21 protein-coding genes are annotated in these 25341 nt (G+C 70.3%); 3 read left to right on the top strand and 18 right to left on the bottom strand.

Annotation, left to right across the window (positions count from 1 at the left end):
* Nucleotide 1 precedes the first annotated feature (1 nt).
* Nucleotides 2-1135, bottom strand: coding sequence for a tRNA guanosine(34) transglycosylase Tgt (gene tgt, locus DK412_RS09950; RefSeq protein ID WP_109971822.1), 1134 nt, complete (start codon nt 1133-1135; stop codon nt 2-4).
* On the bottom strand, nt 1132-2220 hold the full coding sequence (queA, locus tag DK412_RS09945) for a tRNA preQ1(34) S-adenosylmethionine ribosyltransferase-isomerase QueA (RefSeq protein ID WP_109971821.1): 1089 nt from the start codon (nt 2218-2220) through the stop codon (nt 1132-1134). Before queA ends, tgt begins: the two co-directional genes overlap by 4 nt.
* Nucleotides 2221-2331: 111 nt before the next feature.
* Here queA and DK412_RS09940 point away from each other — a divergent pair, with 111 nt between their 5' ends.
* From DK412_RS09940 to DK412_RS09930, 3 genes are all read left to right on the top strand, one after another.
* On the top strand, nt 2332-2793 hold the full coding sequence (locus DK412_RS09940; protein WP_109971820.1) for a MarR family transcriptional regulator: 462 nt from the start codon (nt 2332-2334) through the stop codon (nt 2791-2793).
* Between the two features lie 3 nt (nt 2794-2796).
* On the top strand, nt 2797-3093 hold the full coding sequence (locus DK412_RS09935) for an antibiotic biosynthesis monooxygenase family protein (RefSeq protein ID WP_109971819.1): 297 nt from the start codon (nt 2797-2799) through the stop codon (nt 3091-3093).
* A gap of 90 nt (nt 3094-3183) precedes the next feature.
* The gene (locus DK412_RS09930) at nt 3184-3387 is read left to right on the top strand and encodes a hypothetical protein (protein ID WP_109971818.1); all 204 of its coding nucleotides are present in this window, start codon (nt 3184-3186) and stop codon (nt 3385-3387) included.
* A gap of 22 nt (nt 3388-3409) precedes the next feature.
* Here the strand turns inward: DK412_RS09930 and DK412_RS09925 are convergent, their stop codons facing one another.
* The 16 genes from DK412_RS09925 to nuoK all read right to left on the bottom strand — a co-directional run bounded on the left by DK412_RS09925 (nt 3410) and on the right by nuoK (nt 25298).
* The gene (locus DK412_RS09925) at nt 3410-4399 is read right to left on the bottom strand and encodes an MDR family oxidoreductase (protein ID WP_109971817.1); all 990 of its coding nucleotides are present in this window, start codon (nt 4397-4399) and stop codon (nt 3410-3412) included.
* A 131-nt stretch (nt 4400-4530) separates the two neighbouring features.
* Nucleotides 4531-5136: a hypothetical protein gene (locus tag DK412_RS09920; RefSeq protein WP_109971816.1), complete on the bottom strand. Its 606-nt coding sequence runs from the start codon at nt 5134-5136 to the stop codon at nt 4531-4533.
* A 749-nt stretch (nt 5137-5885) separates the two neighbouring features.
* A complete protein-coding gene (locus DK412_RS09915) occupies nt 5886-7121 on the bottom strand; it encodes a cell wall hydrolase (RefSeq protein ID WP_109975174.1) in 1236 nt (411 codons plus the stop codon).
* Nucleotides 7122-7274: 153 nt separating this feature from the next.
* Nucleotides 7275-9011, bottom strand: a complete 1737-nt coding sequence (locus DK412_RS09910) for an adenylate/guanylate cyclase domain-containing protein (protein WP_109971815.1) — start codon at nt 9009-9011, stop codon at nt 7275-7277.
* 251 nt (nt 9012-9262) lie between these two features.
* Complete coding sequence (gene ppdK / locus DK412_RS09905) at nt 9263-11941, bottom strand: pyruvate, phosphate dikinase (RefSeq protein ID WP_109971814.1); 2679 nt, start codon at nt 11939-11941, stop codon at nt 9263-9265.
* A gap of 167 nt (nt 11942-12108) precedes the next feature.
* Nucleotides 12109-12813, bottom strand: coding sequence for an ABC transporter ATP-binding protein (locus DK412_RS09900; RefSeq protein WP_109971813.1), 705 nt, complete (start codon nt 12811-12813; stop codon nt 12109-12111).
* Nucleotides 12814-12921: 108 nt separating this feature from the next.
* The gene (locus DK412_RS09895; RefSeq protein ID WP_109971812.1) at nt 12922-14226 is read right to left on the bottom strand and encodes a lipoprotein-releasing ABC transporter permease subunit; all 1305 of its coding nucleotides are present in this window, start codon (nt 14224-14226) and stop codon (nt 12922-12924) included.
* A gap of 4 nt (nt 14227-14230) precedes the next feature.
* Nucleotides 14231-15565 (bottom strand): proline--tRNA ligase, encoded by a 1335-nt coding sequence (gene proS, locus DK412_RS09890; protein ID WP_109971811.1) that lies wholly within the window; start codon nt 15563-15565, stop codon nt 14231-14233.
* A 459-nt stretch (nt 15566-16024) separates the two neighbouring features.
* Complete coding sequence (locus DK412_RS09885; RefSeq protein ID WP_348629381.1) at nt 16025-16357, bottom strand: DUF1467 family protein; 333 nt, start codon at nt 16355-16357, stop codon at nt 16025-16027.
* Entirely contained in the window at nt 16354-16758 is a 405-nt protein-coding gene (gene mce, locus DK412_RS09880) for a methylmalonyl-CoA epimerase (RefSeq protein WP_109971810.1), read from the bottom strand. The genes DK412_RS09885 and mce overlap by 4 nt, the downstream gene beginning before the upstream one ends.
* 325 nt (nt 16759-17083) lie before the next feature.
* Nucleotides 17084-18757, bottom strand: a complete 1674-nt coding sequence (locus tag DK412_RS09875) for a ribonuclease J (protein ID WP_109975173.1) — start codon at nt 18755-18757, stop codon at nt 17084-17086.
* Between the two features lie 203 nt (nt 18758-18960).
* Nucleotides 18961-19761: a biotin--[acetyl-CoA-carboxylase] ligase gene (locus tag DK412_RS09870; RefSeq protein ID WP_109971809.1), complete on the bottom strand. Its 801-nt coding sequence runs from the start codon at nt 19759-19761 to the stop codon at nt 18961-18963.
* A gap of 4 nt (nt 19762-19765) precedes the next feature.
* Nucleotides 19766-21211 (bottom strand): NADH-quinone oxidoreductase subunit NuoN, encoded by a 1446-nt coding sequence (nuoN, locus tag DK412_RS09865; RefSeq protein ID WP_109971808.1) that lies wholly within the window; start codon nt 21209-21211, stop codon nt 19766-19768.
* A 10-nt stretch (nt 21212-21221) separates the two neighbouring features.
* On the bottom strand, nt 21222-22742 hold the full coding sequence (locus tag DK412_RS09860) for an NADH-quinone oxidoreductase subunit M (protein ID WP_109971807.1): 1521 nt from the start codon (nt 22740-22742) through the stop codon (nt 21222-21224).
* Nucleotides 22743-22764: 22 nt separating this feature from the next.
* Nucleotides 22765-24912, bottom strand: a complete 2148-nt coding sequence (gene nuoL / locus DK412_RS09855) for an NADH-quinone oxidoreductase subunit L (RefSeq protein WP_109971806.1) — start codon at nt 24910-24912, stop codon at nt 22765-22767.
* 80 nt (nt 24913-24992) lie between these two features.
* Complete coding sequence (gene nuoK / locus DK412_RS09850; protein ID WP_048425446.1) at nt 24993-25298, bottom strand: NADH-quinone oxidoreductase subunit NuoK; 306 nt, start codon at nt 25296-25298, stop codon at nt 24993-24995.
* Nucleotides 25299-25341 lie beyond the last annotated feature (43 nt).

Below are 25341 nucleotides of genomic sequence, written 5' to 3'. Positions count from 1 at the left end.
TTCACGCCGCCCGGTCGCGCTCCGCCTTCTCCCAGCCCTCGCGGGTCTCGCCGATGAAGTCGTGGAGCCGCCCGGCCGCGATGGCCCGGCGCAGGCCCGCCATCAGGTCCTGGTAGTAGGACAGGTTGTTCCAGGTCAGCAGCATCATGCCTAAGATCTCGCCGGCGCGGACGAGGTGGTGCAGGTAGGCCTTGCTGTAGAGGTTCGCCGCCGGGCAGGTCGATTCCGGGTCGAGGGGTGCATTGTCCTCGGCGAAGCGCGCGTTGCGCAGGTTGAGGCGGCCGTGGCGGGTATAGACCATGCCGTGGCGGCCGGCCCGGGTCGGCATCACGCAATCGAACATGTCGATGCCGCGGCTCACCGCCTTGACGATGTCGTCCGGCGTGCCGACGCCCATCAGGTAGCGGGGCTTTTCGGTCGGGAGGTGCGGCTCGACGGTCTCGATCATCGCCAGCATCGTCGCCTGCGGCTCGCCGACCGCGAGGCCGCCGATCGCGTAGCCCTTGAGGTCGAGATCGACCAGCGCCTGCGCGCTCTCGACCCGCAGCGCCGGACTATCGCCGCCCTGCACGATGCCGAACATCGCCTTGCCGGGCTGGTCGCCGAAGGCGATGCGGCAGCGCTCGGCCCAGCGCAGGGAGAGGCGCATCGCGCTCTCGATCGCCGCTTCGGGCGCGGGCAGGCGCACGCACTCGTCGAGCTGCATCTGGATGTCGGAGCCGAGCAGGCCCTGGATCTCGATCGAGCGTTCGGGGCTGAGCAGGTGGGTCGAGCCGTCGAGATGCGACTGGAACCGCACCCCGGTCTCGTCGAGCTTGCGGAGACCGGCCAGCGACATGACCTGGAAGCCGCCGGAATCGGTCAGGATCGGGTAGGGCCACTGCATCATCGCGTGCAAGCCGCCGAGGCGCGCCACCCGCTCCGCGCCGGGGCGCAGCATCAGGTGGTAGGTGTTGCCGAGCACCACGTCGGCGCCGAGCGCCTTGACCTGCTCGGGATACATCGCCTTGACGGTGCCGGCGGTGCCCACCGGCATGAAGGCCGGGGTGCGGATCACGCCCCGCGGCATCCGGATCTCGCCGGTGCGGGCGGGGCCGTCGGTCGCCGCGACGGTGAAGCTGAACTGGTCGGTCATCGCGTCTCCGCCCGGAAGAGCAGGCTGCTATCGCCGTAGGAATAGAACCGGTAGCCGCGCGCGATCGCGGCGGCGTAGGCCGCCCGCATCGGCTCGAGCCCGGCGAAGGCCGAGACGAGCATGAACAGGGTCGAGCGCGGCAGGTGGAAGTTGGTCATCAGCACGTCGACCGCGCGGAAGCGGTAGCCCGGCGTGATGAAGATGTCGGTGGCGCCGGTCCAGGGCCGGATCGTGCCGTCGGGTTCGGCGGCGCTCTCGAGGAGCCGGAGCGCCGTGGTGCCGACCGCGACGATCCGCCCGCCCGCGGCGCGGGCGCGGTTCAGCGCCTCGGCGGCCTCCCGCGTGATCTCGCCGATCTCGGCGTGCATCCGGTGCTCGTCGGTGTCGTCGGTCTTGACCGGAAGGAAGGTGCCGGCGCCGACATGCAGCGTCACCCGCGCCTGCGCCAGGCCGGCGGCCGCGCAGGCGTCGAGCAGTTCGGGCGTGAAGTGCAGGCCGGCGGTGGGGGCCGCCACCGCCCCGGGCTCGCGGGCGTAGACGGTCTGGTAGTCGGCGGCGTCCTGCGCGTCGGTCGGGCGCTTGGCGGCGATGTAGGGGGGCAGCGGCAATTCGCCGAGGGCCGCCACCGCCTCGTCGAGGGCCGGCCCGGCGAGGTCGAAGGCGAAGGTGGTCTCGCCGCCCTCCCCGCGCTCCACGATGGTGGCGTCGAGGCGGGTGAGCGCACAGGTCTCGCCCTCTCCGGCGCCGCCGAAGCTGACCCGGTCGCCGACCCGCAGGCGCTTGGCCGGCCGCGCGAAGGCGCGCCAGCGATCCGGCGCCTCCCGCAGGTGGAGCATCGCCTCGAGGCGGACATCGGGACCGTCCGGCCGGTGGCGCAGGCCGCGCAGGCGCGCCGGGATCACCCGCGTGTCGTTGAACACCAGGACGTCCCCGGGCCGCAGCAGGCCCGGCAGGTCGCGCACCACCCGGTCCTCCGGAGGTGTGCCGGGGTGCAGCAGCATCAGGCGGGCGCCGTCCCGCGGCACCGCGGGCCGGAGGGCGATGCGGTCCTCCGGCAGGTCGAAATCGAACAGGTCCACGCGCATCCGGCCCTTCAGCCAGGATTCCGCCGCCGGATCAATGGGGCGGACGCATTCCCATAGATTGACAACATATTGTCGATTGGGCATCGTCTTGTCGAAACGAAGGGAGGTCCCGTGTCCCGGGTCGAGGCCGCCACCGCGCTGATTCTGGAGGTGTTTCGTCTCAACGGCGCCCTGCTCGCCGCCGGCGACGCGCTGACCCGCGACCTCGGCCTCACCAGCGCCCGCTGGCAGGTGCTCGGCGCCGTCGCCCTGGCGGGACGGCCGCTGACCGTGGCGGGCGCGGCGCGGGCGATGGGGCTGACCCGGCAGGCGGTGCGCCGCCTGGTGGCCGAGCTGGCGGCGGACGGGTTCGTGGCGCTCGCGCCCAATCCGGATCACCGGCGGGCCGCCCTGGTGGTGCTGACCGAGGCCGGCCAGCGCGCCTATGCGGCGGCGCAGGAGCGCCAAGCCGCCTGGGCCGCCCGCGTGACGGAGGGTTGCGAGTCCCCCTCCCTCCGGGATGCCACGACCCTGCTCCGGCGCCTGCGCGCCGCGCTGGAGCGGGACGAGGAGCGCGGCGCCGCGGAGGCTTGAGTCATGAGCGACGTCGTGCTGATCAATTCCTTCGAGGTCGCGCCCGAGGACGAGGCGGCGGCGATCGCCTACTGGGAGCGCGCGGCCGACCATCTGCGCCGCCAGCCCGGCTTCGTCGAGACTCGGCTGCACCGCGCCGTCGCGCCGGGCGCCCGCTTCCTGCTGGTCAACGTGGCGACCTGGCACTCGACGGAGGCGTTCCGGACAGCGACCGCCGACCCCGCCTTCCGGGCTCTGGTCGGGCCGGAGATGGGGCGCTTCCCGCACCATCCTGGCCTCTACGAGGTGATCCGCACCTGACGAACTGTCGGCGAGATAGATCTTGGCATCACGGGCCGGGCCGCCCCATCTGAGGCGGCACCGGTCCCGAATGTCGCGGAGTCTCTCGTCATGGCCAGCCATCCGACCCTCGATGCCGAGCTCGTCGTCTGGTGGGAGTGCGAGGCCGAGCGGCTGGAGAGCCTCGCGGCCTCCGCCCGCTTCGGCTTCACGCGCAATCACTACGCCCGCAAGGCCGCGGCGGCCCGGGCGCGGGCCCAGGTGAGCCGCCTGCGCGAGCAGGCCCGCGCGGGCGACCGGCCCGCCACCGCCTGACTCCGAGCCCGAGGGACCGCGCCTAAGCGATCGTCACGACGACGCGGCCCCGGGTGCGCCCGGCGAGGATCTCGGGCCCGCGCGCGATCACCTCGGCGAGCGGCACGGTGGTGGTCATCGCCGACAGGGCGGCGGGGTCGAGGTCGCGGGCGAGCCGGGCCCAGGCCTCGCGGCGCAGGGAGATCGGCGCCATCACGCTTTCGATGCCGTAGAGCGCGACCCCGCGCAGGATGAACGGCGCCACCGAGGTCGGGAGGTCCATGCCGCCGGCGAGCCCGCAGGCCGCGACGGCGCCGCCGTACTTGGTCATCGCGAGGGCGTTGGCGAGCGTCGTCGAACCGACCGCGTCGATCGCGGCGGCCCAGCGCTCCTTCCCTAGGGGCTTGCCCGGTTGGCTCAGCTCGGCCCGGTCGATGATCTCGGCCGCGCCGAGGCCGCGCAGGTATCCGGCCTCCTCGTCGGCCCGTCCGGTCGAGGCGATGACGTGCCAGCCGGCCCGCGCCAGGAGCGAGATCGCCACCGAGCCGACGCCGCCGGCCGCCCCCGTCACCAGGGCCGGGCCGGATTCGGGGGTGAGCCCGTGGCGCTCGAGCGCCAGCAAGGCCAGCATCGCGGTGTAGCCGGCGGTGCCGACCGCCATCGCCTGCTCGGGCGTGAGGTTGGCCGGCAGCGCCACCAGCCAGTCGCCCTTGACCCGCGATTTCTCCGCGTAGGCGCCGAGATGGGTCTCGCCGGTGCCCCAGCCGTTGAGCACCACGGCGTCGCCGGGCTTCCAGTCCGGGTGAGAGGAGGTCTCGACCACGCCGGCGAAGTCGATGCCGGGAATCATCGGCCAGCGCCGCACCACCGGAGCCTTGCCGGTCAGCGCCAGCCCGTCCTTGTAGTTGAGGGTGGAATGGGTGACCCGGACGGTGACGTCGCCGTCCATCAGCTCGGATTCGTCGACGTCCTTGAGCGCGACGCGTTGCCCGCCCTCGCCCTTCTCGATCACCACCGCCTTGAAGGTGCCCACGCTCCGCCTCCCTGATCGCGCGGCGCTCCAGCCGGGTTCGCCGTGCTCAGGGTTCTGGTGCGCGAGCGCCGCGGGGCAAGGCCGGGGGCCTTGGCGAGGCGGCCCGGGCCGAACCCGGGCCGCATTCCGGTTCAGTAGCCGTCGTAGATGCTGCCGCCGCCGAAGACGAGGCCGGTTCCGGCGCCGACCGCCGCGCCGGCGAGCCCCACGCCCGCCCCCGCGAGGCCGAGGCCCGCGCCGACGATCCCGCCCGGGGCCGGAGCGGCGCCGTAGCCGCCGCCATTGGCCGGCACCCAGCCCGAGCGGCCGGGCTCGACCAGGACGCGGCGCTGGTAGGAGGCATAGGCCGGCGGGATCACCTGCGGCACCACCTGGGCCGGGCGCACCAGCACGCGGCGGGTCTGGGTGGCGTAGCGGGCCGGGATCGTGACCCAGCAGCCGACGGTCTGGCCGTAGGCGTCGACGGAGGTCTGCCACACCCGGCGGGCCGGCGCGACCAGCACCTGCTCGGAGACGGTGTCGTAGACCGGCGGCACGACGTGGCTCACCGTGCGCGGCGGGCGCACCATCACCTGCTCGGACACCGTGCCGTAGACCGGCGGGGTCGCGACGTGGCGGTAGCAATCGGTGGTGCAGCCGTAGCCGCCGGCGACGGCCGGGGCGGCGAAGAGCAGGCCCGCCGCGAGGGCGGTCGCGGCGGTGGCGCGGGTGGTGGCACGGGTGACCCGGGCGGTCATGGTCAGGCTTCCTCGAGGGGGCGGTGAAAGGGTCGGCGCGGGGCTCGCCAGCGCCACGCTTGCCCGTGAGAGAAGCCGCTCGGATGCTCTTCAGGCAAGCCGAAACCCCGAAGAGGGTAAAATTGCCCTCGGGATTTACTACGTATTTCGGCGAAATGCGGAGGGATTCGCGCAAGCCTGAGAGTCGATCGGCGCGCGGGACTCGGGAACCCTCGAATTGTCATCGGCCGATAGTGTCGGCGTAAACCATAGACTCGGGTTCGGGCTGGGCACGGGGACGCGCACGACTGCTGCACGACTCTCGGCCGACACGGCATCGTCCCATGTCGCGACGGGACGTGACGAGGCTGACCGGCCATGCCCCCGGGAGACGATTGGTCCGTGTCGCTTCCTCGTTCCGGGCCGGCGGGCGCTAAGCAGGGTCGGTCGACCCGACTCTGATAGCCCGGTTGACGGATCGACAAGATTTGTCCTGACCACAACCTCATCCTGAGGTGTCAGTCGATTGAAAATCGACTGACACCTCAGGATGAGGTCGCACGTCGGATAAAAACCTTCTCTCGATGATGTCTTTGAAAATCAGGCAGGCGTCGGGTCCTGGCCGCAGATCAGCGCATATCTGCGCGAAATGAGAGCCTGTTCGACTCGACTGATAAAGTAAAAACCCTCCGGGTCGTTCCGGGCTCCGCTGTGCGGACCTGGAACGACCCGGAGGGCCGTCAAGACTGTCGGGCCCGCCGATCAGACGCTCACGTCTGCCCCGGCCGCAGCTGATAGAAGATGTGGCGGCCGATCACGTCCATCTTGCGCAGGCGGCGCGACCAGCGCGGCTTGACGTAGTCGGCGTGGTAATGCGTCGCCCCGCCGACATCGGCGAGGTAGGTGCGGCCCTCGACCACCGACTGGGCGACGCGGGTCGCGGTCTGCCACGAGGCGTCGTCGGTGATGCGCAGCGACTTGCCCTCGCAGGCGAAGGAGAACTGGCAGCCCATGTAGCGGTGGCGGTTCTGATAGACCACGCCGCAGATATTCGCCGGATACAGGCCGCTCTTGGCGCGGTTGAGCACCACCTGGGCCACGGCGGCCTGGCCCTGCTCGGGCTCGCCGCGAGCCTCGAAATAGACCGCTTCCGCCAGGCAGCGCTGCTCCTTCTCGGCGTTCTCCGGGGTGATCAGGTCGGCGTAGCGGCGCTTGGCGTCCTCGCTCGGCAGGGCCTCCGGGGCGATGCGGGCGGCGGTCGTGACGGCGGCGCGCGCGTCGCGGTCGAGACGGGGCGAGATCTGGCCGCCGGCGGCGATCTCGACCGGCGTGGCGTCGGCGGGGGCCGGCGTCGTCGAAGACAGGGCGACGGCGCGGGGCACCGCCGGGGTGCTGCCGCCCTGGCTCCCGCGCTCCCGGGCCTCTCGGGCCTTGTCGACGGTCTGCCCGCCGGCGGCCGCACCGCGGGTCGGCGCCGAGGCGCCGGCCGCCGGCGAGCTGGCGCCCGCCTCGCCGCCATCGGCCTCCGGGAACGGCACGAAGCCCTCCTGCGGCTCGAGTTCCGGGTTCCAGGTCGCGGAGCCCGGGGTGAAGGTCGAGGCGACGCTCGGGCCGCTGCTGCCGAGCCAGCCGGTATTCAAGGGAGCGGCGCGGCCGGCACCGCCGACCCGGGCCGGCACCAGGGCGTCGCCCTTGTGGCTGCGCTCGGCTTCCGGCCGGGTGCGGGCGTCGACCTTCAGGTCCGGGCGCAGCGGCTCGGCGTCGAGGGCGAGACGCGAGGAACCGGCAAGCAGGGGGCCGGTCAGGCTGATCCGCGACAGGCTCAGTTGCGACAGGGACACTTGCGTGATCAGCCCGCGCTCCGGCAGCGGCGGCGTCATGCGCGGCACGAGGCGCGCCACCGCGCTCGAACCGAGCGAGGATTCGTAGCCGGCCGAGGCGGTGAAGGAGACCAGGACGCCGAGGCCGACGGCCCAGGGCGCGACGGCCGCGGCGAGCCAGCGCATCCCCTTCGTCCGCCGGACCTGCCGTTGGCGCAGCTCGCGCTTGCGCAAGTACCGCCTGCCCACAGCCCCGACCTCACTCTCGCACGAGCCCACCCGGCCCGCGCGGGACCGAAAACCTGAGCGTGAGTGTCGCGAGGTATGGTTGAGCGTTGGTTAAACCGACGCGGGCGCGCGCAACCGCCCGGCGAGATCGGCGGCGCGCAGGGCGTAGATCACCGGAAGCTCGGCCCTCACGCCCCGCACCGCCACGGTCTCGACCCGCAGGCCGTCGAGGGCGATGCCGGCGCGCTGCGCCGCCTCGGCCGAGGCGACGAGCTGCACATCGGCGGCCTTGGCGAGGGATTCGAGCCGGCTCGCCAGGTTCACCGCCGGGCCGATCACCGACATCCCCCGGCTCGCACCGTAGCCGAGGCGGCCGAGCACCAGGGGGCCGGCATGCAGGCCCATCGCCATCCGGAGCGCCGCCGGCAGCTCGGCGGCGAGCCGCCGGTTGAGCTCGGCCACCGCGCCGTCGATGCGGCCGGCGGCCGTGAAGGCGGCGCGGCAGGCGGGGCCGGTCCCGTCCGGATGGGTGAACAGGGCGAGCAGCCCGTCGCCGGCATAGCCGCCGATCCAGCCCCCCGCCGCCTCGATCTCGCGGCCCGCCGCCTCGAAAAAGTGGTTGAGGATGAACACCACGTCGAAGGGCAGCTTGCGCTCCGAGAGGGGCGTGAAGCCGCGGATGTCGATGAACAGGATCGCCACCTCGCGCTCGATCCCGGCGACGTCCGTATTGGTCAGGTGCTCGCCCGCGGATTCGCGGCGCGCGTCGAGGATGCGCACCACGGCCACGTCGCCGGAGGGCCGCGCCTGGCAAGCGAGGCGTACATTGGCCGGCGCGCCGATCGCCCGCAGGGACGCGGCCTCCTGGGGGCTCGGCGCGGACAGGTTCGCCTCGCCGCCGACCACCAGCACCCGGCAGGTCGAGCAGCGCCCGCGCCCGCCGCAGACCGAGACGTGCGGCACCCGGTTCGCCCGGCTGATCTCGAGGAGCGTCGGCCCCTCCAGGCTCTTCACCGTGGGTCCGCCGACATACGCGATGGTATAGCGCCGGGCCCGTAAGCTCGCGGCCGCCCGGATCAGCACCACCCCGAGGGCCAGCGCCACCGCGGCGTAGATCGCCCCGGTGACGGTGTCGCCCCAGGCGGCGATGGCGGGGTCGACCTGCGGCACCGGCCAGCGGGCATCGAGGTCGGGCGCGTCGAAGCGGCGCGCCAGCACCCGGTCCCGCTCCATGATGCGCCCCTGCGTGACGATGCCGGCGAGCGCCGCGGCCGGCAGGCCGAAGGCCGGCACGGCGAGGAGCGGCGCCATCCGCCGGTAGAGCGGCGACAGGCGCAGCCAGGCATGCAGGCCGAGGCAGCCGTGCAGCCAGACCACCAGCAGCAGGGCGGTCTGGTAGCCCATGCCGTCGGGCCAGATCCGGGTGATCACGTAGGTGTAGGTCGTCCGCGTGCCGTCGACCAGATTGGCGACCCGGGTCCCCAGGACGTGCGGCACCAGCAGGAACGGGATCGCGAAGCCGAGGATCGTCTGCGCCGCCTCCCAGGGCGGCATCCGGAGCGTCCGGCGCTCCGCGAGCTTGACGAGCGAGAACGCGACGTGGGCCAGCAGCGAGAGGCCGAGGACCAGGCTGCCGGGAATCGAGCGCGTGACCGCGACCCGCCAGCGGGCGACGTCCATCATCGTGTCGAGGCCGACGAGGCCGAGCGCGTGGTTGGCGAAATGGGTGCCCGCGAAGGCGAACAGGACCAGCCCCGAGACCAGCCGCAGCCTTTGCGCGAGCGAGCCGCGCCACAGGCGGGCGCCGGCCCCAGGATCGGGACGGCCGGCGGGGGGCGGCTCGCGCATGGGGTTTCTTTCATGGCGCGGGCCTCCCCTCTCCCCGCGGGCGGGGAGAGGGCCGAACCCTCGTTCAGAGGGTTCGGCGAGCCAGCAGGGCGAGGGTGAGGGGGTGTTTCCGGAAGAGTCTCATTCGGGGAGACCCCCTCACCCTCGGCTATCGCCTCGCTCCGTCGACCATGAAGTCGCCGGAGCCCTCTCCCCGCCCGCGGGGAGAGGAGACTGCGTACGACCCGGGGGCGTGAACCCGGAAGCCGGCTTCACGCCTCGCCGCGGCCCTTCACCTTGAGCGCCGCCTGCGCCGCCGCGAGCCGGGCGATCGGCACGCGGAACGGCGAGCAGGAGACGTAGTCGAGGCCGGTATCCTGGCAGAAGGCGATCGAGGCCGGGTCGCCGCCGTGCTCGCCGCAGATGCCGAGCTTCAGCTTGTCCCGCACCGCCCGACCGCGCTCGGCGGCGAGCCGCACGAGTTCGCCGACGCCCTCCTGGTCGATCGACACGAAGGGGTCGGAGGCCAGGATGCCGCGCTGGGTGTAGGGCCCGAGGAAGCGGCCGGCATCGTCGCGGCTGATGCCGAGGGTGGTCTGGGTCAGGTCGTTGGTGCCGAAGGAGAAGAACTCCGCCGTCTGGGCGATGTCGCCGGCCCGCAGAGCGGCGCGGGGCAGCTCGATCATCGTGCCGACCTGGTACTCGACCTCGCTGCCGGTCTCGGACGCCACGGCCTTCGCCATGGCGTCGATGCGGGCCTTGACCAGGTCGAACTCGGTGCGGGTGAAGACCAGCGGCACCATCACCTCGGCGATGATCGGCGTGCCGGTCTGCTTGGCGGCTTCCACCGCCGCCTCGAAGATCGCGCGGGCCTGCATCTCGGCGATCTCGGGGTAGAGGATCGCGAGCCGGCAGCCGCGGAAGCCGAGCATCGGGTTGAACTCGTGCAGCTCGTTCATCCGGCGCCGCACCTTGTCCTCCTGGACGCCGGTGGCGGCGGCGACCTCGCCGATCTCCTTGTTGGAATGGGGGAGGAACTCGTGCAGCGGCGGATCGAGCAGCCGGATCGTCACCGGCAGGCCCGACATGATGGTGAACAGCTCGACGAAGTCCTGGCGCTGGTACGGCAGGAGCTTGGCGAGCGCGGCGCGGCGGCCTTCCGCGTCGTCGGCCAGGATCATCTCGCGCATCGCCACGATGCGCTCCTCCTGGAAGAACATGTGCTCGGTGCGGCACAGGCCGATCCCTTCCGCGCCGTACTTGCGGGCGGTGCGGGCGTCGAGCGGGGTCTCGGCGTTGGTGCGGACCTTCATGGTGCGGACCGCGTCGGCCCATTCCATCAGCGCCGCGAAGTCGCCGGACAATTCGGGCTCGATCATCTCGACCGACCCCTGCATCACCTGGCCGTTCGAGCCGTCGATGGTGATGCGGTCGCCGGCCTTCAGCGTCACGCCGCCGACCGACAGGGTGCGGGCGGCGTAATCCACCCGGATCTGGCCGGCGCCCGAGACGCAGGGCTTGCCCATGCCGCGGGCGACCACCGCCGCGTGCGAGGTCATGCCGCCGCGGGTGGTCAGGATGCCTTCCGCGGCGTGCATGCCGTGGATGTCCTCCGGCGAGGTCTCGATGCGGACCAGGATGACCTTGCGCTCGGCTTTCTTCGCCGCCTCGGCCTCCTCGGAGTTGAACACGATCTCGCCGGACGCCGCACCCGGCGAGGCGGGCAGGCCGGTGGCGATGACCTTGCGCTCGGCCTTCGGGTCGATGGTCGGGTGGAGCAGCTGGTCGAGGGAGGCCGGCTCGACGCGGCCGACCGCCTCCTCGTGGGTGATGAGGCCTTCGGCCGCCAGCTCGACGGCGATGCGCAGGGCGGCCTTGGCGGTGCGCTTGCCGTTGCGGGTCTGCAGCATCCAGAGCTTCCCGGTCTCGACCGTGAATTCCAGGTCCTGCATGTCGCGGTAATGGTGCTCGAGCATGCCGTAGATGCGGACCAGCTCGGCATAGGCCTCCGGCATCGCCCGCTCCATCGAGGGCTTGTCGGAGCCGGATTCGAGGCGGGCGGCCTCGGTGATGTCCTGCGGCGTGCGGATGCCCGCCACCACGTCCTCTCCTTGAGCGTTGATCAGGAACTCGCCGTAGAGCGCCTTCTCGCCGGTGGAGGGGTTGCGGGTGAAGGCGACGCCGGTCGCCGAGGTCTCGCCCATGTTGCCGAAGACCATGGCCTGGACGTTGACCGCGGTGCCCCAGCTCGCCGGAATGCTGTGCAGCTCGCGGTACTTGTTGGCGCGGGGGTTCATCCACGAGCCGAACACCGCACCGATCGCGCCCCAGAGCTGGGCCTGCGGATCCTGCGGGAAGTCCTGGCCGAGCTCGCGCTTCACCAGCGCCTTGTACTCGCCGATCAGGTGCTTCCAGTCGGCGGCGGACAGCTCGGTGTCGAGGGTGAGGCCCTTGTCGTCCTTGTAGCGCTCCAGCACCTCCTCGAAGGAATGATGCTCCACGCCGAGCACCACGTTCGAGTACATGGTGATGAAGCGGCGGTAGCTGTCATAGGCGAAGCGCTCGTCGCCGGCGCCGCGGGCCAGCGCCTCGACGGTGGTGTCGTTGAGGCCGAGATTGAGCACCGTGTCCATCATGCCGGGCATCGAGGCCCGGGCGCCGGAGCGCACCGACACGAGGAGCGGCGACTCGGCATCGCCGAAGCGGCGACCGGTCAGGGACCCCACCGCTTCGAGCGCCGCGGCGACCTGGCCCTCCAGCTCCGGCGGGTATTGCCGGCCGTGGTCGTAGTAATAGGTGCATACCTCGGTCGTGATGGTGAAGCCCGGCGGAACCGGAAGGCCGAGATTCGACATCTCCGCGAGGTTCGCGCCCTTGCCCCCGAGCAGGTCGCGCATCGCCGACTTCCCCTCGGCCTTGCCGTCGCCGAAGGTGTAGACCCACTTCGCCATATCACTCGTCCGTTCGTAGCGGCTGCCGCCTGACGTCACGCCGGGGTTGGACCATTCGCAACCCCAACGCAAGCTGAACGGCAGCGCCGTCCCGCGCCCCGTGCGTGGAGAATCCGTGAGCCGGCCCCGACCTGGAATGTAGCGCCCGGCGCTTCCGCGGCGATGGGTCAGGCGAGCTGGACGATTAGCCCGTTCTGGATCGTCACCCGCCGGTCCATCCGCGCGGCGAGATCCAGGTTGTGGGTGGCGATCAGCGCCGCGACCCCGGAGGCGCGGACCAGCGAGACCAGGATCGCGAAGACGTGTCCCGCGGTCTGCGGGTCGAGGTTTCCGGTCGGCTCGTCGGCGAGCAGCAGCCGCGGGCCGTTGGCGAGCGCCCGGGCGATGGCGACGCGCTGCTGCTCGCCGCCCGAGAGCTCCGCCGGGCGGTGGCTCAAGCGCTCCTTGAGGCCGAGGAACGACAGCAGTTCCGAGGCGCGGGAGCGCGCCTCGCGTGCCGAGAGGCCGCGGATCAGCTGGGGCAGCACCACGTTCTCCAGCGCCGAGAACTCCGGCAGCAGGTGGTGCGACTGGTAGACGAAGCCCATCTCCTCGCGCCGCATCCGGGTGCGGGCGGCGTCGTCCATCCGGGCGCTCGGCTGGCCGCCGATATAGACCTCGCCGCCGTCGGGCCGCTCCAGCAGGCCGGCGACGTGGAGCAGGGTCGACTTGCCGGTGCCGGACGGCGCCACGAGCGCCACGATCTCGCCGGGCCAGATCGCGAGATCCGCCCCGCGCAGGATGTCGAGATGGCCGGCACCTTGGGCGTAGCGGCGCTCGACCTGGGCGAGGAAGAGGGCCGGAACCGGCTGCTGCTGGGTGTCGTCCGTCAAGGTCAGACGCCCCTCGCCGGCATGCGCGGGGCGGGAATCGGGGGATAGACGGGTCGCGGCATCCGGTACGTACTCGGGAACAGGATCGGGGGGCGAGGGCCCGAAGGCTCAGCCGTAGCGCAGGGCCTGCACCGGGTCGAGCCGGGCGGCGCGCCAGGACGGGTACAGCGTGGCCAGCAGCGACAGCACCATCGACATCAGGACGACGGCGACGACCTCGCTGGCATTGGTCTCGGAAGGGATCTCGGACAGGAAGCGCACCGTCGGGTCCCAGGCGCCCGGGAAGAGCGTGCGCTGGATCACCGTGAGGTTCGCCGAGAAGACCAGCCCGAGGACGAAGCCGGCGAGCGTGCCGAGGATGCCGATCGAGGCGCCGGTGATGAGGAAGACGCGCATGATCGCGCCCCGTGTCGCCCCCATGGTGCGCAGGATCGCGATGTCGCTCGACTTGTCCTTCACCAGCATGATCAGGCCCGACACGATGTTCAGCGCCGCCACCAGCACGATCAGCGTGAGGATGATGAACATCACGTTCCGCTCCACCTCGAGGGCGGAGAAGAAGGTGCGGTTGCGCTGGCGCCAATCGGTGATCAGCACCGGGCGCTCGGCGGCGAGTTCCAGCTCGCCCCGCGCCTCGCCGACGGAATCGGCGTTGTCGAGGAAGATCTCGATCACCGAGACGTCGCCGTCGCGGTTGAAGAAGGCCTGCGCCTCGGTGAGCGGCATGTACACGAAGGTACCGTCGAACTCGGACATGCCGACCTCGAACACCGCCGCGACGTTGTAGCTCTTGATCCGCGGCGCGGTGCCGAACGGCGTCGTGGCGCCCTTCGGCGTCGCCAGCGTGATCGTGTCGCCGGCCTGGAGCCCGAGGGATTCTGCGAGCCGCTTGCCGATGGCGACGCCGCCGCCGGTGTCGAAGTTCTCCAGCGTGCCGCCCCGGATGGTCTTGGCGACGGACGGGATTTTTTGCAGGTCGTCGGCCCGCACGCCGCGCACCAGCACGCCGGAGCCGCCGAATTGCGACGAGGCGAAGGCCTGGCCCTCGACCATCGGCAGGGCGAGGTGGACGCCCGCCACCTTGCCGAGCCGGTCCGACAGATCGGCGAAGTCGGTCAACGGCCGGTCGATCGGCGCGACGAAGATGTGGCCGTTGATGCCGACGATCTTGCTCAAGAGCTCCTTGCGAAAACCGTTCATCACCGAGAGCACGATGATGAGGGTGGCGACGCCCAGCATGATCCCGAGGAACGAGAACAGGGCGATGACCGAGACGAAGCCCTCTTTCCGCCGGGTGCGCAGGTAGCGCCCGGCGATCGTCCACTCGAAGGGCGCGAAGGGCAGCGTGGCGCCCCCGCCGAAGATGCGCCCGCCGAATTTCGGAAGGCGGTCGCGGATCGCGGCGAGGGCCATCGGCTCAAGCGGTCCGGTTCTGGCGGAGGAACTCGGGCACCGCGTCGGGCGCCACGGTCTCGCGGGCGCCGGTGGCGCGGCGCTTCACCTCGACCTTGCCGTCGGCGAGGCCCTTCGGGCCGACGATGACCTGCCAGGGCAAACCGATCAGGTCGGCGGTGGCGAACTTTCCGCCCGGGCGCTCGTCGCGGTCGTCGTAGAGCACGGTGAAGCCGGCGGCCTCAAATTCGCCCTGGAGCTTGGCGCAGGCCGCATCGGTGGCGGAATCCCCGACCTTGAGGTTGAGGAGCGCCACGTCGAACGGCGCCACCGCATCCGGCCACACGATGCCGGCCTCGTCGTGGCCCGCCTCGATGATCGCCGCCACCAGCCGGCTCGGGCCGATGCCGTAGGAGCCCATATGGACCGGGCGCTCCTGCCCGTCCGGCCCGGTCACCTTCGCGCCCATCGGCTCCGAGTACTTGGTGCCGAAGTAGAAGATGTGGCCGACCTCGATGCCGCGGGCGGCCATCTGCTCTTCCGCCGGCACCTCGGCGAAGGCGGCGGCGTCGTGCATCTCGGAGGTGGCGGCGTAGCGCGAGGTCCAGTGATCGACGGTGGCTTGCAGGCCCGCGACGTCGTCGAAGTCGGTCGCGGCCTTGGGCGTCGCGAAGTCGAGATAGGCGCGGTCGCAGAAGACCTCGCTCTCGCCGGTCTGGGCCAGGATGATGAATTCGTGGCTGAGGTCGCCGCCGATCGGCCCGGTCTCCGCCCGCATCGGGATCGCCTTCAGGCCGAGCCGCGCGAAGGTGCGCAGGTAGGCGACGAACATCTTGTTGTAGGAGTGCCGCGCGCCGGCCTGGTCGAGGTCGAACGAGTAGGCGTCCTTCATCAGGAACTCGCGCGAGCGCATCGTGCCGAAGCGCGGCCGCACCTCGTCCCGGAACTTCCACTGGATGTGGTAGAGGTTCTTGGGCAGGTCCTTGTAGGAGCGCACGGCGGAGCGGAAGATCGCCGTGATCATCTCCTCGTTGGTCGGCCCGAACAGCATGTCGCGTTCGTGCCGGTCCTTGATGCGCAGCATCTCCTTGCCGTACGCGTCGTAGCGGCCCGACTCGCGCCAGAGATCCGCCGACTGGATCGTCGGCATCAGGAGCTCGACCGCGCCGGAGCGGTCCTGCTCGGCCCGGATGATGTCCGCTACCCGGTTGAGCACCCGCAGGCCCAGCGGCAGCCAGGCATAGATGCCGGCGGCCTCCTGACGGATCATGCCGGCGCGCAGCATCAGCCGGTGCGAGACGATCTCGGCTTCCTTGGGCGTCTCGCGCAGGATGGGCAGGAAATAGCGGCTGAGACGCATGTCGGACCTTGACGTGGCAGGCGGTGGCTTCGCCGGGACGCTCCCCGGGGAACGCCCTTTTGCACGCTTCCGGCCCTGTTCGCAAAACATGAAACGCGGACCGGTGCGCCGTCCGGCCCGCCTCCCCCGCGCCCGGCGCGGGCCGGAGAAGGAAAATGCGGGGGCCATGCAAAAAAACGCATCAGCCTGCTCGTAGCCAGGTGACAATGCGAATTCTTCTTCCTATAAGCGTCCTCGCGATGATGCGCAGGCAGGCCGAACGGCGCCGCGCAAGGTCCGAGTCTCGGGAGGAAAAACCAGCCTCAACGCCCCAACGGGTGAACAACAGATCATAGGCTGGTCAAAACATTCAGAAAGCTATCAAGCAAGGCTTCCGAGCCTTGCTTTTTTATTTGTGCCCTGACGAAGAGTACCCGCATTTCGCTGGTGCGGGCCGCGACCTCGAACGGTCGCGACCCGTTACAGTCCGGCGAGCGGGAAGGCCGCGACCGCCAGGATGAACACCACGTCGGACACGAGCGTGGTCCACACAGCCTTGCGGCGCATCTGCGGCTTGTGCGGCGCGCCGAGATCCTGCCCCGGCACGATCACCTCGGTGCCGTCGGGCGCGGCGCGGAACGGCAGCACCGCGAACAGCACCGTCCACCACACCACGAAGTAGAGCGCGCCCGCGCCGAACCCGCTGAGGCGGAAACCCCAGACCGCCAGCGCCAGCATCGGCAGCATCAGGAGCACGCACACCGCGAGGGTGCGCGGGATCGAGGCGGTGGCGCGGTCGAGGAGGGCGGTCACGCCTGTTCCAGCTCGACCAGGGTGCCGAGGAAGTCCTTCGGGTGAAGGAACAGCACCGGCTTGCCGTGGGCGCCGATGCGCGGCTCGCCGCTGCCCAGGATGCGTGCACCCTGCGCCTTCAGCTTGTCGCGGGCGGCCAGGATGTCGTCGACCTCGTAGCAGACGTGGTGGATGCCGCCGCCCGGGTTGCGCTCCAGGAAGGCATTGATCGGCGAATCGGCGCCCAGCGGCTCCAGCAACTCGATCTTGCTGTTGGGCAATTCGACGAAGATCACCGTGACGCCGTGCTCGGGCTGCGGCAGTGGGGCAGAGAGGGTCGCGCCGAGGGTATCGCGATACACCTTCGCCGAGGCCTCGAGATCCTTCACCGCGATGGCGACGTGGTTGAGCCGGCCGATCATGGGGGTGTTCCTCCGTGTCCCTGAGTGCGTTGTTGGTTTTAGGGTGCGGTGCGGGGTGGCGCTACGGCAAGAACCGTTCTTGCTTCGGAACGAGGCCGCCTGGGGCGCGAATACTCCCTCCCCCTCTGCGGGGGAGGGTGCCCCACGGAGTGGGGCGGGAGAGGGGACGCCGCTTCCGGATAGATCTGGACCGTTCTGAGGGGCGCCACCTGGATCAGCGTCGCGCTGCCCCTCTCCCGGCCCCTGCTGACGCAGGGACCACCCTCCCCCGCAGAGGGGGGAGGGTTAATGCGCTCCATCCAGCAACGTCAGTGAACGACGCTCCTCACACCTCCACCACCATCACGTGGCAGGCCGGCTTCTTGCCCCAGACCTCGTTGACGGCGGAGCGGATCGCCCGGTCGACGGCGTTCTCCACCGCCTCCGAATCCCGCCGCTTGGCCCGCGCCAGCCCGTTGAGCGTCCGCTCGACCGCGTCGCCGATGATGTCGATGATGACCTCGCCCTTGCGGCCGTAGCTCGGCAGGCCCATCAGGTCGATCGAGGGCTCGCCCTTGAGCTCGCCGTTGCGGTCGAGGGCAATGGCCACCGAGACGATGCCCGTGAAGGCGAGCTTGCGCCGCTCGGGGATCGCACGGTCGTTCGAATCGACGAGCACGTTGCCGTCCTTGTAGATCCGCCCGCTCTTGACGTGGGTGACGATCTCCGGCTCGCCCGGCGCCAGCCGGATCAGGGTGCCGTTGCGGGCCTTGACCACCTGATCGACGCCCTGCTTGCGAGCGAAGGTGGCGTGCTCGGCGAGATGCAGGGCCTCGCCGTGCACCGGCACCGCGATGCGGGGCTTGGTCCAGCGGTACATCGCCGCCATCTCGTCGCGCCGCGGGTGCCCGGAGACGTGGACGAGCTCGGTGCGGTCGGTGATGACCTGGATGCCGGCCTCGATCAGGTCGTTGATGATCGCGCCGACGGCCCGCTCGTTGCCGGGGATCGCCCGCGACGAGAAGATCACCCGGTCGCCGGGCGAGAGCGCGATCTCCGGGTGCTCGTCGCGCGAGACCCGGGCGAGCGCGGCCCGCGCCTCGCCCTGCGAGCCGGTCAACAGCGCCACCACCTTCTCCCGCGGCAGGTAACCGTAGGCCTCGGCGCCGCGGATCTCAGGGAGCCCGTCGAGGTAGCCGCACTCGCGAGCGACGTCGATCACCCGGTCCATCGCCCGGCCGACCGCGACGACGTCGCGGCCGCAGGCCTGCGCCGCGAGGCAGACCGCGCGCATGCGCGCGACGTTCGACGCGAAGGTCGTGACCGCGACCCGATGCGGCGAGTTGCGGATCAGTTCGGCGAGGTGGTCGGCGACCTCCGACTCGCTGGGCGAGCGCCCCTCGCGGGTGACGTTGGTCGAATCGCAGACCAGAGCCAGCACGCCCTCCTCGCCGAGGCGGGTGAAGGTCTCCTCCGAGGTCGAGTTGCCGGCGACCGGGGTGTCGTCGAGCTTCCAGTCGCCCGTGTGAAGCACCATCCCGAGCGGCGTGCGGATAGCCAGCGCGTTGGCCTCCGGGATCGAGTGGGCGACCGGCACGTACTCGATCGAGAACGGCCCGAGATTCAGCCGCCCGTCGGCCGGGACCTCGCGCATGTCGACCTTGGGCGCGCCCGGCTCGCCGAGGCGGCGGGCCTCGATCAGGTTCTTGGTGAAGCGGGTGGCGTAGATCGGCACCTTGAGCTTGGGCCACAGCTCGCCGATGGCGCCGATATGGTCCTCGTGGCCGTGGGTGATCAGGATGCCGAGCAGGTTCTCGCGATGCTCCTCGGCGAAGCTGAGATCTGGGTACATCAGGTCGACGCCCGGCATGTGCTCCTCGCTCGCGAAGCCCATGCCGAGATCGACCATGATCCACTTGCGGTGCTTCGGCGGCCCGAAGCCGTAGAGCGCGGCGTTCATGCCGATCTCGCCCACCCCGCCGAGGGGCACGAAGATCAGCTCATCTCCCTTGTTCGACATGTCCATACCATCATCACACGGACCGCCGTCGCGGTCCCACTCGAGGAACGGCCTCGTCTGCCGTCACGGTCACGGCGCCGTCATGTTGCGTGTGCGGCCGGGAACGGCCGCGCGGCGGCGGCGCCGTGAGGCGCCCCGCCGGGAAGACTTCGAACGTGTCGGGGAAAGCGTCGTCGCCGCGCCGGCGCCGGACCGCCTCCCCGTCAGGCCGCGCTGGCGGCCGCTCCGAAATGCACCTCGCCGGCCGCGACCGCGATGCGGTTCCCCTCCGGCAGCCGGACGACCAGACGGCCGCCCTCGTCGATCGTCTCGAACGTTCCCGTCACGGTGCGCCCGCCGGACTGGACGTTCACGGGACCGCCGAGACCCGCAGCCGAGGCGAGCCAGGCCTCGCGGATCCGCGGGAAACCCCTTCCCTCGTCCCACAGCCGCTCGGCCTCGACCCAGGCGCCGGTGAGCAGGCGAAACAGCCCCGGCGCGTCGACGGCGTAGCCCGCCTGCGCGAGCGAGGTCGCCGCGTAGGGCAATCCCTCCGGCGCGCCGGTCACGTTGATGCCGATGCCGACGGTGACGACCGCGCCGCGGCCCGGCAGCGTCTCCATCTCGAGCAGGATGCCGACGAGCTTGGCGCCGCCGAGCAGCACGTCGTTCGGCCATTTGAGCCGGAAATCGGGCGCTCGCCCGTCGAGTCCCGGTCCGCAGGCGCGGCGCAGGGCCCGGTCCACCGCCACGCCGGCGACGAAGCCGAGCGTCGCGACGCGGTCCGGCGCCAGGCCCGCCGGCACCGGCCAGAGCAGGCTCGCGGCGTGATTGCCCTGGATCCAGCTCCAGCCCTTGCCGCGCCGGCCGCGTCCGCCGGTCTGCTCCCGGGTCACGATCCACAGCGGCCCTGTCGCACCTTCGCGGGCACGGTCCAGGGCCTGCGTGCTCGTCGAGCCGAGGCTGTCATGGACCTCGATACGGTATCCCGCGGCCATGGCCGCGGGGTCGAGCACGAAGGTCATTCGCCTAGAACAGCGACTTCGCGGCGGTGCCGGCGAGGCCGACCAGCGGGGCCGGGATCAGCCAGAACAGCAGCACCACCACGCTCGACAGGCCGAGCACGATGCGCAGGCCGGGGCCCATCGGCTCGTAGGCCTCGGCCGGCTCGTCGAAGTACATCACCTTGACGAGGCGCAGGTAGTAGTAGGCGCCGACCACGCTGGTCACCACGCCGATCACCGCCAGGGTCACGAGGTTCGCCTTGATGGCCGCGGCGAAGACGTAGAACTTGGCGAAGAACCCGGCGAGCGGCGGGATGCCGGCGAGCGAGAACATCATCATGGCGAGCAGGAAGGCGACCCAGGGATGGGTGCGCGACAGGCCCGACAGGTCGTCGATGGTCTCGTACATCTTGCGGCCGCGGCGCAGCGACAGGATCACCGCGAAGGCGCCGAGCGTCATGGCGAGGTAGATCGCCATGTAGATCACCACGCCGCGCACCCCCTCCTGCGTGCCGGCGGCGAGCCCGATGAGCGCGTAGCCGACATTGGCGATGGAGGAATAGGCCATCAGGCGCTTGAGGCTGCGCTGGCCGATCGCCGCGAAGGAGCCGAGGGCCATCGAGGCGATCGACACGAACACGATGATCTGCTGCCACTCGGGCGTGATCACCGGGAAGGCGCCGATGAAGACGCGCACGGCCATCGCCATCGCGGCCATCTTGGGGGCCGACGCGAAGAAGGCGGTGACCGGGGTCGGCGCGCCCTCGTAGACGTCCGGCGTCCACATGTGGAACGGCACGGCGGCGAGCTTGAACGACACGCCGGCGGCGACGAACACCACGCCGAGCACCACGCCGAGGCCCGAGCCCTCGCGGAGCGCGGTGGCGATGTGCGGGAACGAGACGGTGCCGGTGAAGCCGTAGACCAGCGAGGCACCGTAGAGGAGCATGCCGGAGGACAAGGCGCCGAGCACGAAGTACTTCAGGCCCGCCTCGGTCGAGCGCACGTCGTCGCGGTGGAACGAGGCGATGACGTAGGCCGCCAGGCTCTGCAGCTCGAGGCCCATGTAGAGGCCGATGAGATCGTTGGCCGACGCCATGATCATCATGCCGATCGTCGAGAGGACGATCAGGATCGGGTACTCGAACCGGGCGATGCGCTCGCGCTCGAAATGCTCCTTGGCGAGGAGGATCGCGGCGGCGGAGCCGATGAGGGTCAGCGCCTTCATCACCCGGGCGAACCCGTCGACGATGAAGGAGCCGTTGAAGGTGGCGATCTTGGCGCCGAAGGGCTGGCTGACCACCGCGAACAGGGCGAGGATCAAGAGGATCAGGGCCCCGACGCTGACGCCCTCGGTGGAGCGCTCGCCCTTGAAGGCCCCGTAGAGGATCAGCACCAGGACGCCGACCGACAGGATCAGCTCCGGCAGGGCGGGCCCGAGGGCGGGCATGACGATCTGAGCGGCGTTCATCGCGAAAAACTCAGTGCGGGACCGGCAGGGCCGCGGCAGCGGTCTGGGTCGTGGAGAGGGCGGCGCGCAGGCCTTGCATCAGCGCGTCGGTCGAGGGCGCGAAGACGTCGAGGATCGGGCCGGGATGGACGCCGTAGTAGATCGTCAGCGCCACCAGCGGCGCGAGGATCAGCATCTCGCGGCGGTCGAGGTCGGTGATCCCCTGCAGGCTCGGCTTCTCGAGCTTGCCGTAGACCACCCGGGCGAACAGCCACAGGGCGTAGGCCGCCGACAGGATGATGCCGAAGACCGAGAAGAACGACACCATCGGGTTGGCCCGGAAGGCGCCCATCATCGCCAGGAACTCGCCGACGAAGCCCGAGGTGCCCGGCAGCCCGACATTGGCCATGGTGAACACCATCATCGCCACAGCGTAGAGCGGCATCCGCTTGACGAGACCGCCATAGGCCGAGATCTCGCGGGTGTGCATCCGGTCGTAGATCACGCCGACGCAGAGGAACAGCGCGCCCGAGACGATGCCGTGGGAGATCATCAGGAACAGGGCGCCCTGGATGCCCTGCTCGTTCAGCGTGAACAGGCCGAGCGTCACGAAGCCCATATGCGCCACCGAGGAGTAGGCGATCAGCTTCTTGATGTCGGTCTGCACCAGCGCGACCAGCGACGTGTAGATGATCGCCACCACCGACAGCGTGTAGACCATCGGGGCAAAGTAATGGGAGGCGTCCGGGAACATCGGCAGCGAGACCCGGATGAAGCCGTAGCCGCCCATCTTCAGCAGGATACCCGCCAGGATGACCGAGCCGGCGGTCGGCGCCTCGACGTGCGCGTCGGGGAGCCAGGTATGGACCGGCCACATCGGCATCTTCACCGCGAAGGAGGCGAAGAAGGCGAGCCAGAGCCAGATCTGCATGTTCGCCGGGAAGCGGGTCTGCAGCAGGGTCGGGATGTCGGTCGTGCCGGCCTGCCAGTACATCGCCATGATGGCGAGCAGCATCAGCACCGAGCCGAGCAGGGTGTAGAGGAAGAACTTGAACGACGCGTAGATCCGGCGCTTGCCGCCCCAGATGCCGATGATCAGGAACATCGGGATCAGGCCGGCTTCGAAGAACAGGTAGAACAGCACCAGGTCGAGGGCGCAGAACACGCCGATCATCGTGGTCTCGAGGACCAGGAACGCGACGAAGTACTCCTTCATCCGGTGCTCGATCGAGAGCCAGGAGGCGCCGATGCAGAACGGCATCAGGAAGGTGGTGAGCAGCACCAGCGGCATCGAGAAGCCGTCGACGCCGAGCTTGAACCGGATCGTGTCCGTCAGCCAGGCATGGGTCTCGACGAGCTGGAACTGCGCGGTCGAGGCGTCGTAGCGGCCCCAGGCCACGAGCGACAGCAGGAAGGTGGCGAGGGTGGCGATCAACGCCGCCCAGCGGGCGTTGCGCCGGACCGACTCCTCGTCGCCGCGGAGCGTCAGGATGAACGCGGCGCCGACGAGGGGCAGGATGAGGAGGCCGGAGAGGATCCCGAGGCCGAGCATGATTCTCTGTTCTCCGGTCAGGTCAGTGGGTGGCCGCGGAGACGCCGGTCATCAGGTACCAGCTCACCAGGGCGGCGACGCCGACCAGCATCACGAAGGCGTAGTGGTAGACGTAGCCGGTCTGGAAACGGACCACGCCGCGGGTGATGTCGACGACGCGGGCGGCGATGCCGTTCGGGCCCATCCCGTCGATGATCCGGCCGTCGCCGACCTTCCACAGGAACTCGCCGAAGCCCTTGGCCGGGCGGACGAAGATCCGGTCGTAGATCTCGTCGAAGTACCACTTGTTGAGCAGGAAGCGGTACAGCAGCGGCTGGCTCTGGGCGAGCTGGTTCGGCAGCTCCGGCCGGCGGATATACATCCAGAAGGCGAGCAGGAAGCCCAGGACCAGCATCACGAAGGGCGAGTTCTGCACCCAGCCCGGCGCGTTGTGGATGTCGTGCATGATGTGGTTGTCGGGGCCGTGCGCCAGCGCGCCCTTCCAGAACTCGTCCATGCCCTCGCCGATGAACCGGTTCTTGAACACCAGGCCGGCGAAGAGCGCGCCCAGGGCGAGGATCGCCAGCGGGATCGTCATCACCCGCGGGCTCTCGTGCGGGGTGTGGGCGTGGTGGTCGTCGTGGTGCTCGATCGCCGAGTGCGAGGCCGGCTCTATGTCGTGGCCCTTGTCGTCGTGGGCGACGCCCTCGTGGTGGCCCGGCGCGCCGTCGGCCTGGGCCGCAGCATGGGCCACCGCCGGATGGTGTGCGGCGTGCACGTCGGCGTGGTGGTCGTCATGCCCGTGCGCATGGCTGCCGCCATGGGCGTGCGCGTTCTGCCAGCGGGCCCGACCCTCGAAGGTCATGAAGAACAGGCGCCAGGAATAGAACGAGGTGAAGAAGGCCGCGATGACGGTCGCCAGGAAGGCCAGCACGTGGCCCGGCCGGGTCGACATGTAGGCCGCCTCGATGATGGCGTCCTTCGAGTAGAAGCCGGCGGTGAACGGGAAGCCGATCAGCGCGAGCGTCCCGATCGCCATCATGGCGGTGGTGAAGGGGATGTAGCGGCGGAGCGCACCCATGTTCCGCATGTCCTGCTCGTGGTGCATCGCGTGGATGACCGAGCCGGCGCCGAGGAACAGCAGCGCCTTGAAGAAGGCGTGCGTGAAGAGGTGGAACACGCCCGCCGCGTAGGCGCCGACGCCGAGCGCGACGAACATGTAGCCGAGCTGCGAGCAGGTCGAGTAGGCGATGACGCGCTTGATGTCGTTCTGGACGAGGCCGACGGTGGCGGCGAAGAAGGCCGTGATGCCGCCGATCACCGTGACGACGATGAGGGCGTTCGGCGCCGCGTCGAAGAGGGGCGACAGGCGGGCGACCATGAACACGCCGGCGGTCACCATGGTGGCGGCGTGGATCAGGGCCGAGACCGGGGTCGGGCCCTCCATCGCGTCCGGCAGCCAGGTGTGCAGCAGGAACTGCGCCGACTTGCCCATCGCGCCCATGAACAGCAGCAGGCAGCAGATGGTCAGCGCGTTCCAGTCGTAGCCGAGGAGGTGGAACGTCGCGTCCTTCAACTCCGGCACCTTCGGGAAGATGCCGTCGAAGGCGACCGCGCCGAACAGAACGAAGCAGAGGAAGATGCCGAGCGAGAAGCCGAAATCGCCGACGCGATTGACGATGAAGGCCTTCATCGCCGCGGCGTTGGCCGAGGGCTTCTCGTACCAGAAGCCGATCAGCAGGTAGGAGGCGAGGCCGACGCCCTCCCAGCCGAAGAACATCTGGACGAGGTTGTCCGACGTCACCAGCATCAGCATGGCGAAGGTGAAGAGCGATAGGTAGGCGAAGAACCGCGGCCGGTGCGGGTCCTCGTGCATGTAGCCCATCGAGTAGAGGTGCACGAGCGCCGAGACGCTGTTGACCACGACCAGCATCACCGCGGTGAGCGTGTCGGCCCGGAAGGCCCAGTCGACCGTCAGGCCGCCGGCGGTGAACCAGGTCGCGACGTGGTGCTTGGTGGCGCCGTGGCCGTGCCCGCCGGTCACCTCGAAGAAGGCGACCCAGGAGAGCAGCGCCACGAAGATGAGGATGCCGGTGGTCACCACCTCGCTGGCCCGCGGGCCGATGCGGCGCCCGAACACGCCGGCGATGAGGAAGCCGATCAGGGGCAGGAAGACGATCGCGTGGTACATGCTCGGGGTCCGGCCTCGCGTGACGGGTGCCGCTGCGGCGCTGGTTCTGGGGAGAAGGGGTGAAGGCCCGGAAGCCTGCGTCAGCCCTTCATCATGTTGACGTCCTCGACGGCGATCGAGCCGCGGTTGCGGAAGAACACCACCAGGATGGCGAGGCCGATCGCGGCCTCCGCGGCGGCGACCGTCAGGACGAACAGGGCGAAGACCTGGCCGACGATGTCGCCGAGATGGGTCGAGAACGCCACCAGGTTGATGTTCACGGCGAGCAGGATGAGCTCGACCGACATCAGGATGACGATGATGTTCTTGCGGTTGATGAAGATGCCGAGCACCCCGAGGGTGAACAGGATCGCGGCGACCGTCAGGTAATGGCTCAAACCGATCATCGTGCCTCTCGGCCGCGGGCGGCCGCCTTCGTGTCGCGAGGCG

This window comes from Methylobacterium sp. 17Sr1-1 (genome assembly GCF_003173775.1).
Lineage (GTDB): Bacteria > Pseudomonadota > Alphaproteobacteria > Rhizobiales > Beijerinckiaceae > Methylobacterium.
Note: the sequence above shows the minus strand (reverse complement) of the source record. Positions and strands in the feature narration are given on the sequence as shown.

What these genes read in the sequence shown, in the direction of transcription:
- queA (WP_109971821.1), bottom strand. Translation starts at nt 2,220, where the DNA reads ATGCGCGTGGACCTGTTCGATTTCGACCTGCCGGAGGACCGCATCGCC.
- DK412_RS09860 (WP_109971807.1), bottom strand. Translation starts at nt 22,742, where the DNA reads ATGCTCGGCCTCGGGATCCTCTCCGGCCTCCTCATCCTGCCCCTCGTC.
- DK412_RS09875 (WP_109975173.1), bottom strand. Translation starts at nt 18,757, where the DNA reads ATGTCGAACAAGGGAGATGAGCTGATCTTCGTGCCCCTCGGCGGGGTG.
- tgt (WP_109971822.1), bottom strand. Translation starts at nt 1,135, where the DNA reads ATGACCGACCAGTTCAGCTTCACCGTCGCGGCGACCGACGGCCCCGCC.
- DK412_RS09920 (WP_109971816.1), bottom strand. Translation starts at nt 5,136, where the DNA reads ATGACCGCCCGGGTCACCCGTGCCACCACCCGCGCCACCGCCGCGACC.
- proS (WP_109971811.1), bottom strand. Translation starts at nt 15,565, where the DNA reads ATGCGTCTCAGCCGCTATTTCCTGCCCATCCTGCGCGAGACGCCCAAG.
- nuoL (WP_109971806.1), bottom strand. Translation starts at nt 24,912, where the DNA reads ATGTACCACGCGATCGTCTTCCTGCCCCTGATCGGCTTCCTCATCGCC.
- ppdK (WP_109971814.1), bottom strand. Translation starts at nt 11,941, where the DNA reads ATGGCGAAGTGGGTCTACACCTTCGGCGACGGCAAGGCCGAGGGGAAG.
- nuoK (WP_048425446.1), bottom strand. Translation starts at nt 25,298, where the DNA reads ATGATCGGTTTGAGCCATTACCTGACGGTCGCCGCGATCCTGTTCACC.
- nuoN (WP_109971808.1), bottom strand. Translation starts at nt 21,211, where the DNA reads ATGAACGCCGCTCAGATCGTCATGCCCGCCCTCGGGCCCGCCCTGCCG.
- DK412_RS09870 (WP_109971809.1), bottom strand. Translation starts at nt 19,761, where the DNA reads ATGACCTTCGTGCTCGACCCCGCGGCCATGGCCGCGGGATACCGTATC.
- DK412_RS09895 (WP_109971812.1), bottom strand. Translation starts at nt 14,226, where the DNA reads ATGGCCCTCGCCGCGATCCGCGACCGCCTTCCGAAATTCGGCGGGCGC.
- DK412_RS09930 (WP_109971818.1), top strand. Translation starts at nt 3,184, where the DNA reads ATGGCCAGCCATCCGACCCTCGATGCCGAGCTCGTCGTCTGGTGGGAG.
- DK412_RS09915 (WP_109975174.1), bottom strand. Translation starts at nt 7,121, where the DNA reads ATGCGCTGGCTCGCCGCGGCCGTCGCGCCCTGGGCCGTCGGCCTCGGC.
- DK412_RS09910 (WP_109971815.1), bottom strand. Translation starts at nt 9,011, where the DNA reads ATGCGCGAGCCGCCCCCCGCCGGCCGTCCCGATCCTGGGGCCGGCGCC.
- DK412_RS09935 (WP_109971819.1), top strand. Translation starts at nt 2,797, where the DNA reads ATGAGCGACGTCGTGCTGATCAATTCCTTCGAGGTCGCGCCCGAGGAC.
- mce (WP_109971810.1), bottom strand. Translation starts at nt 16,758, where the DNA reads ATGATCGGCCGGCTCAACCACGTCGCCATCGCGGTGAAGGATCTCGAG.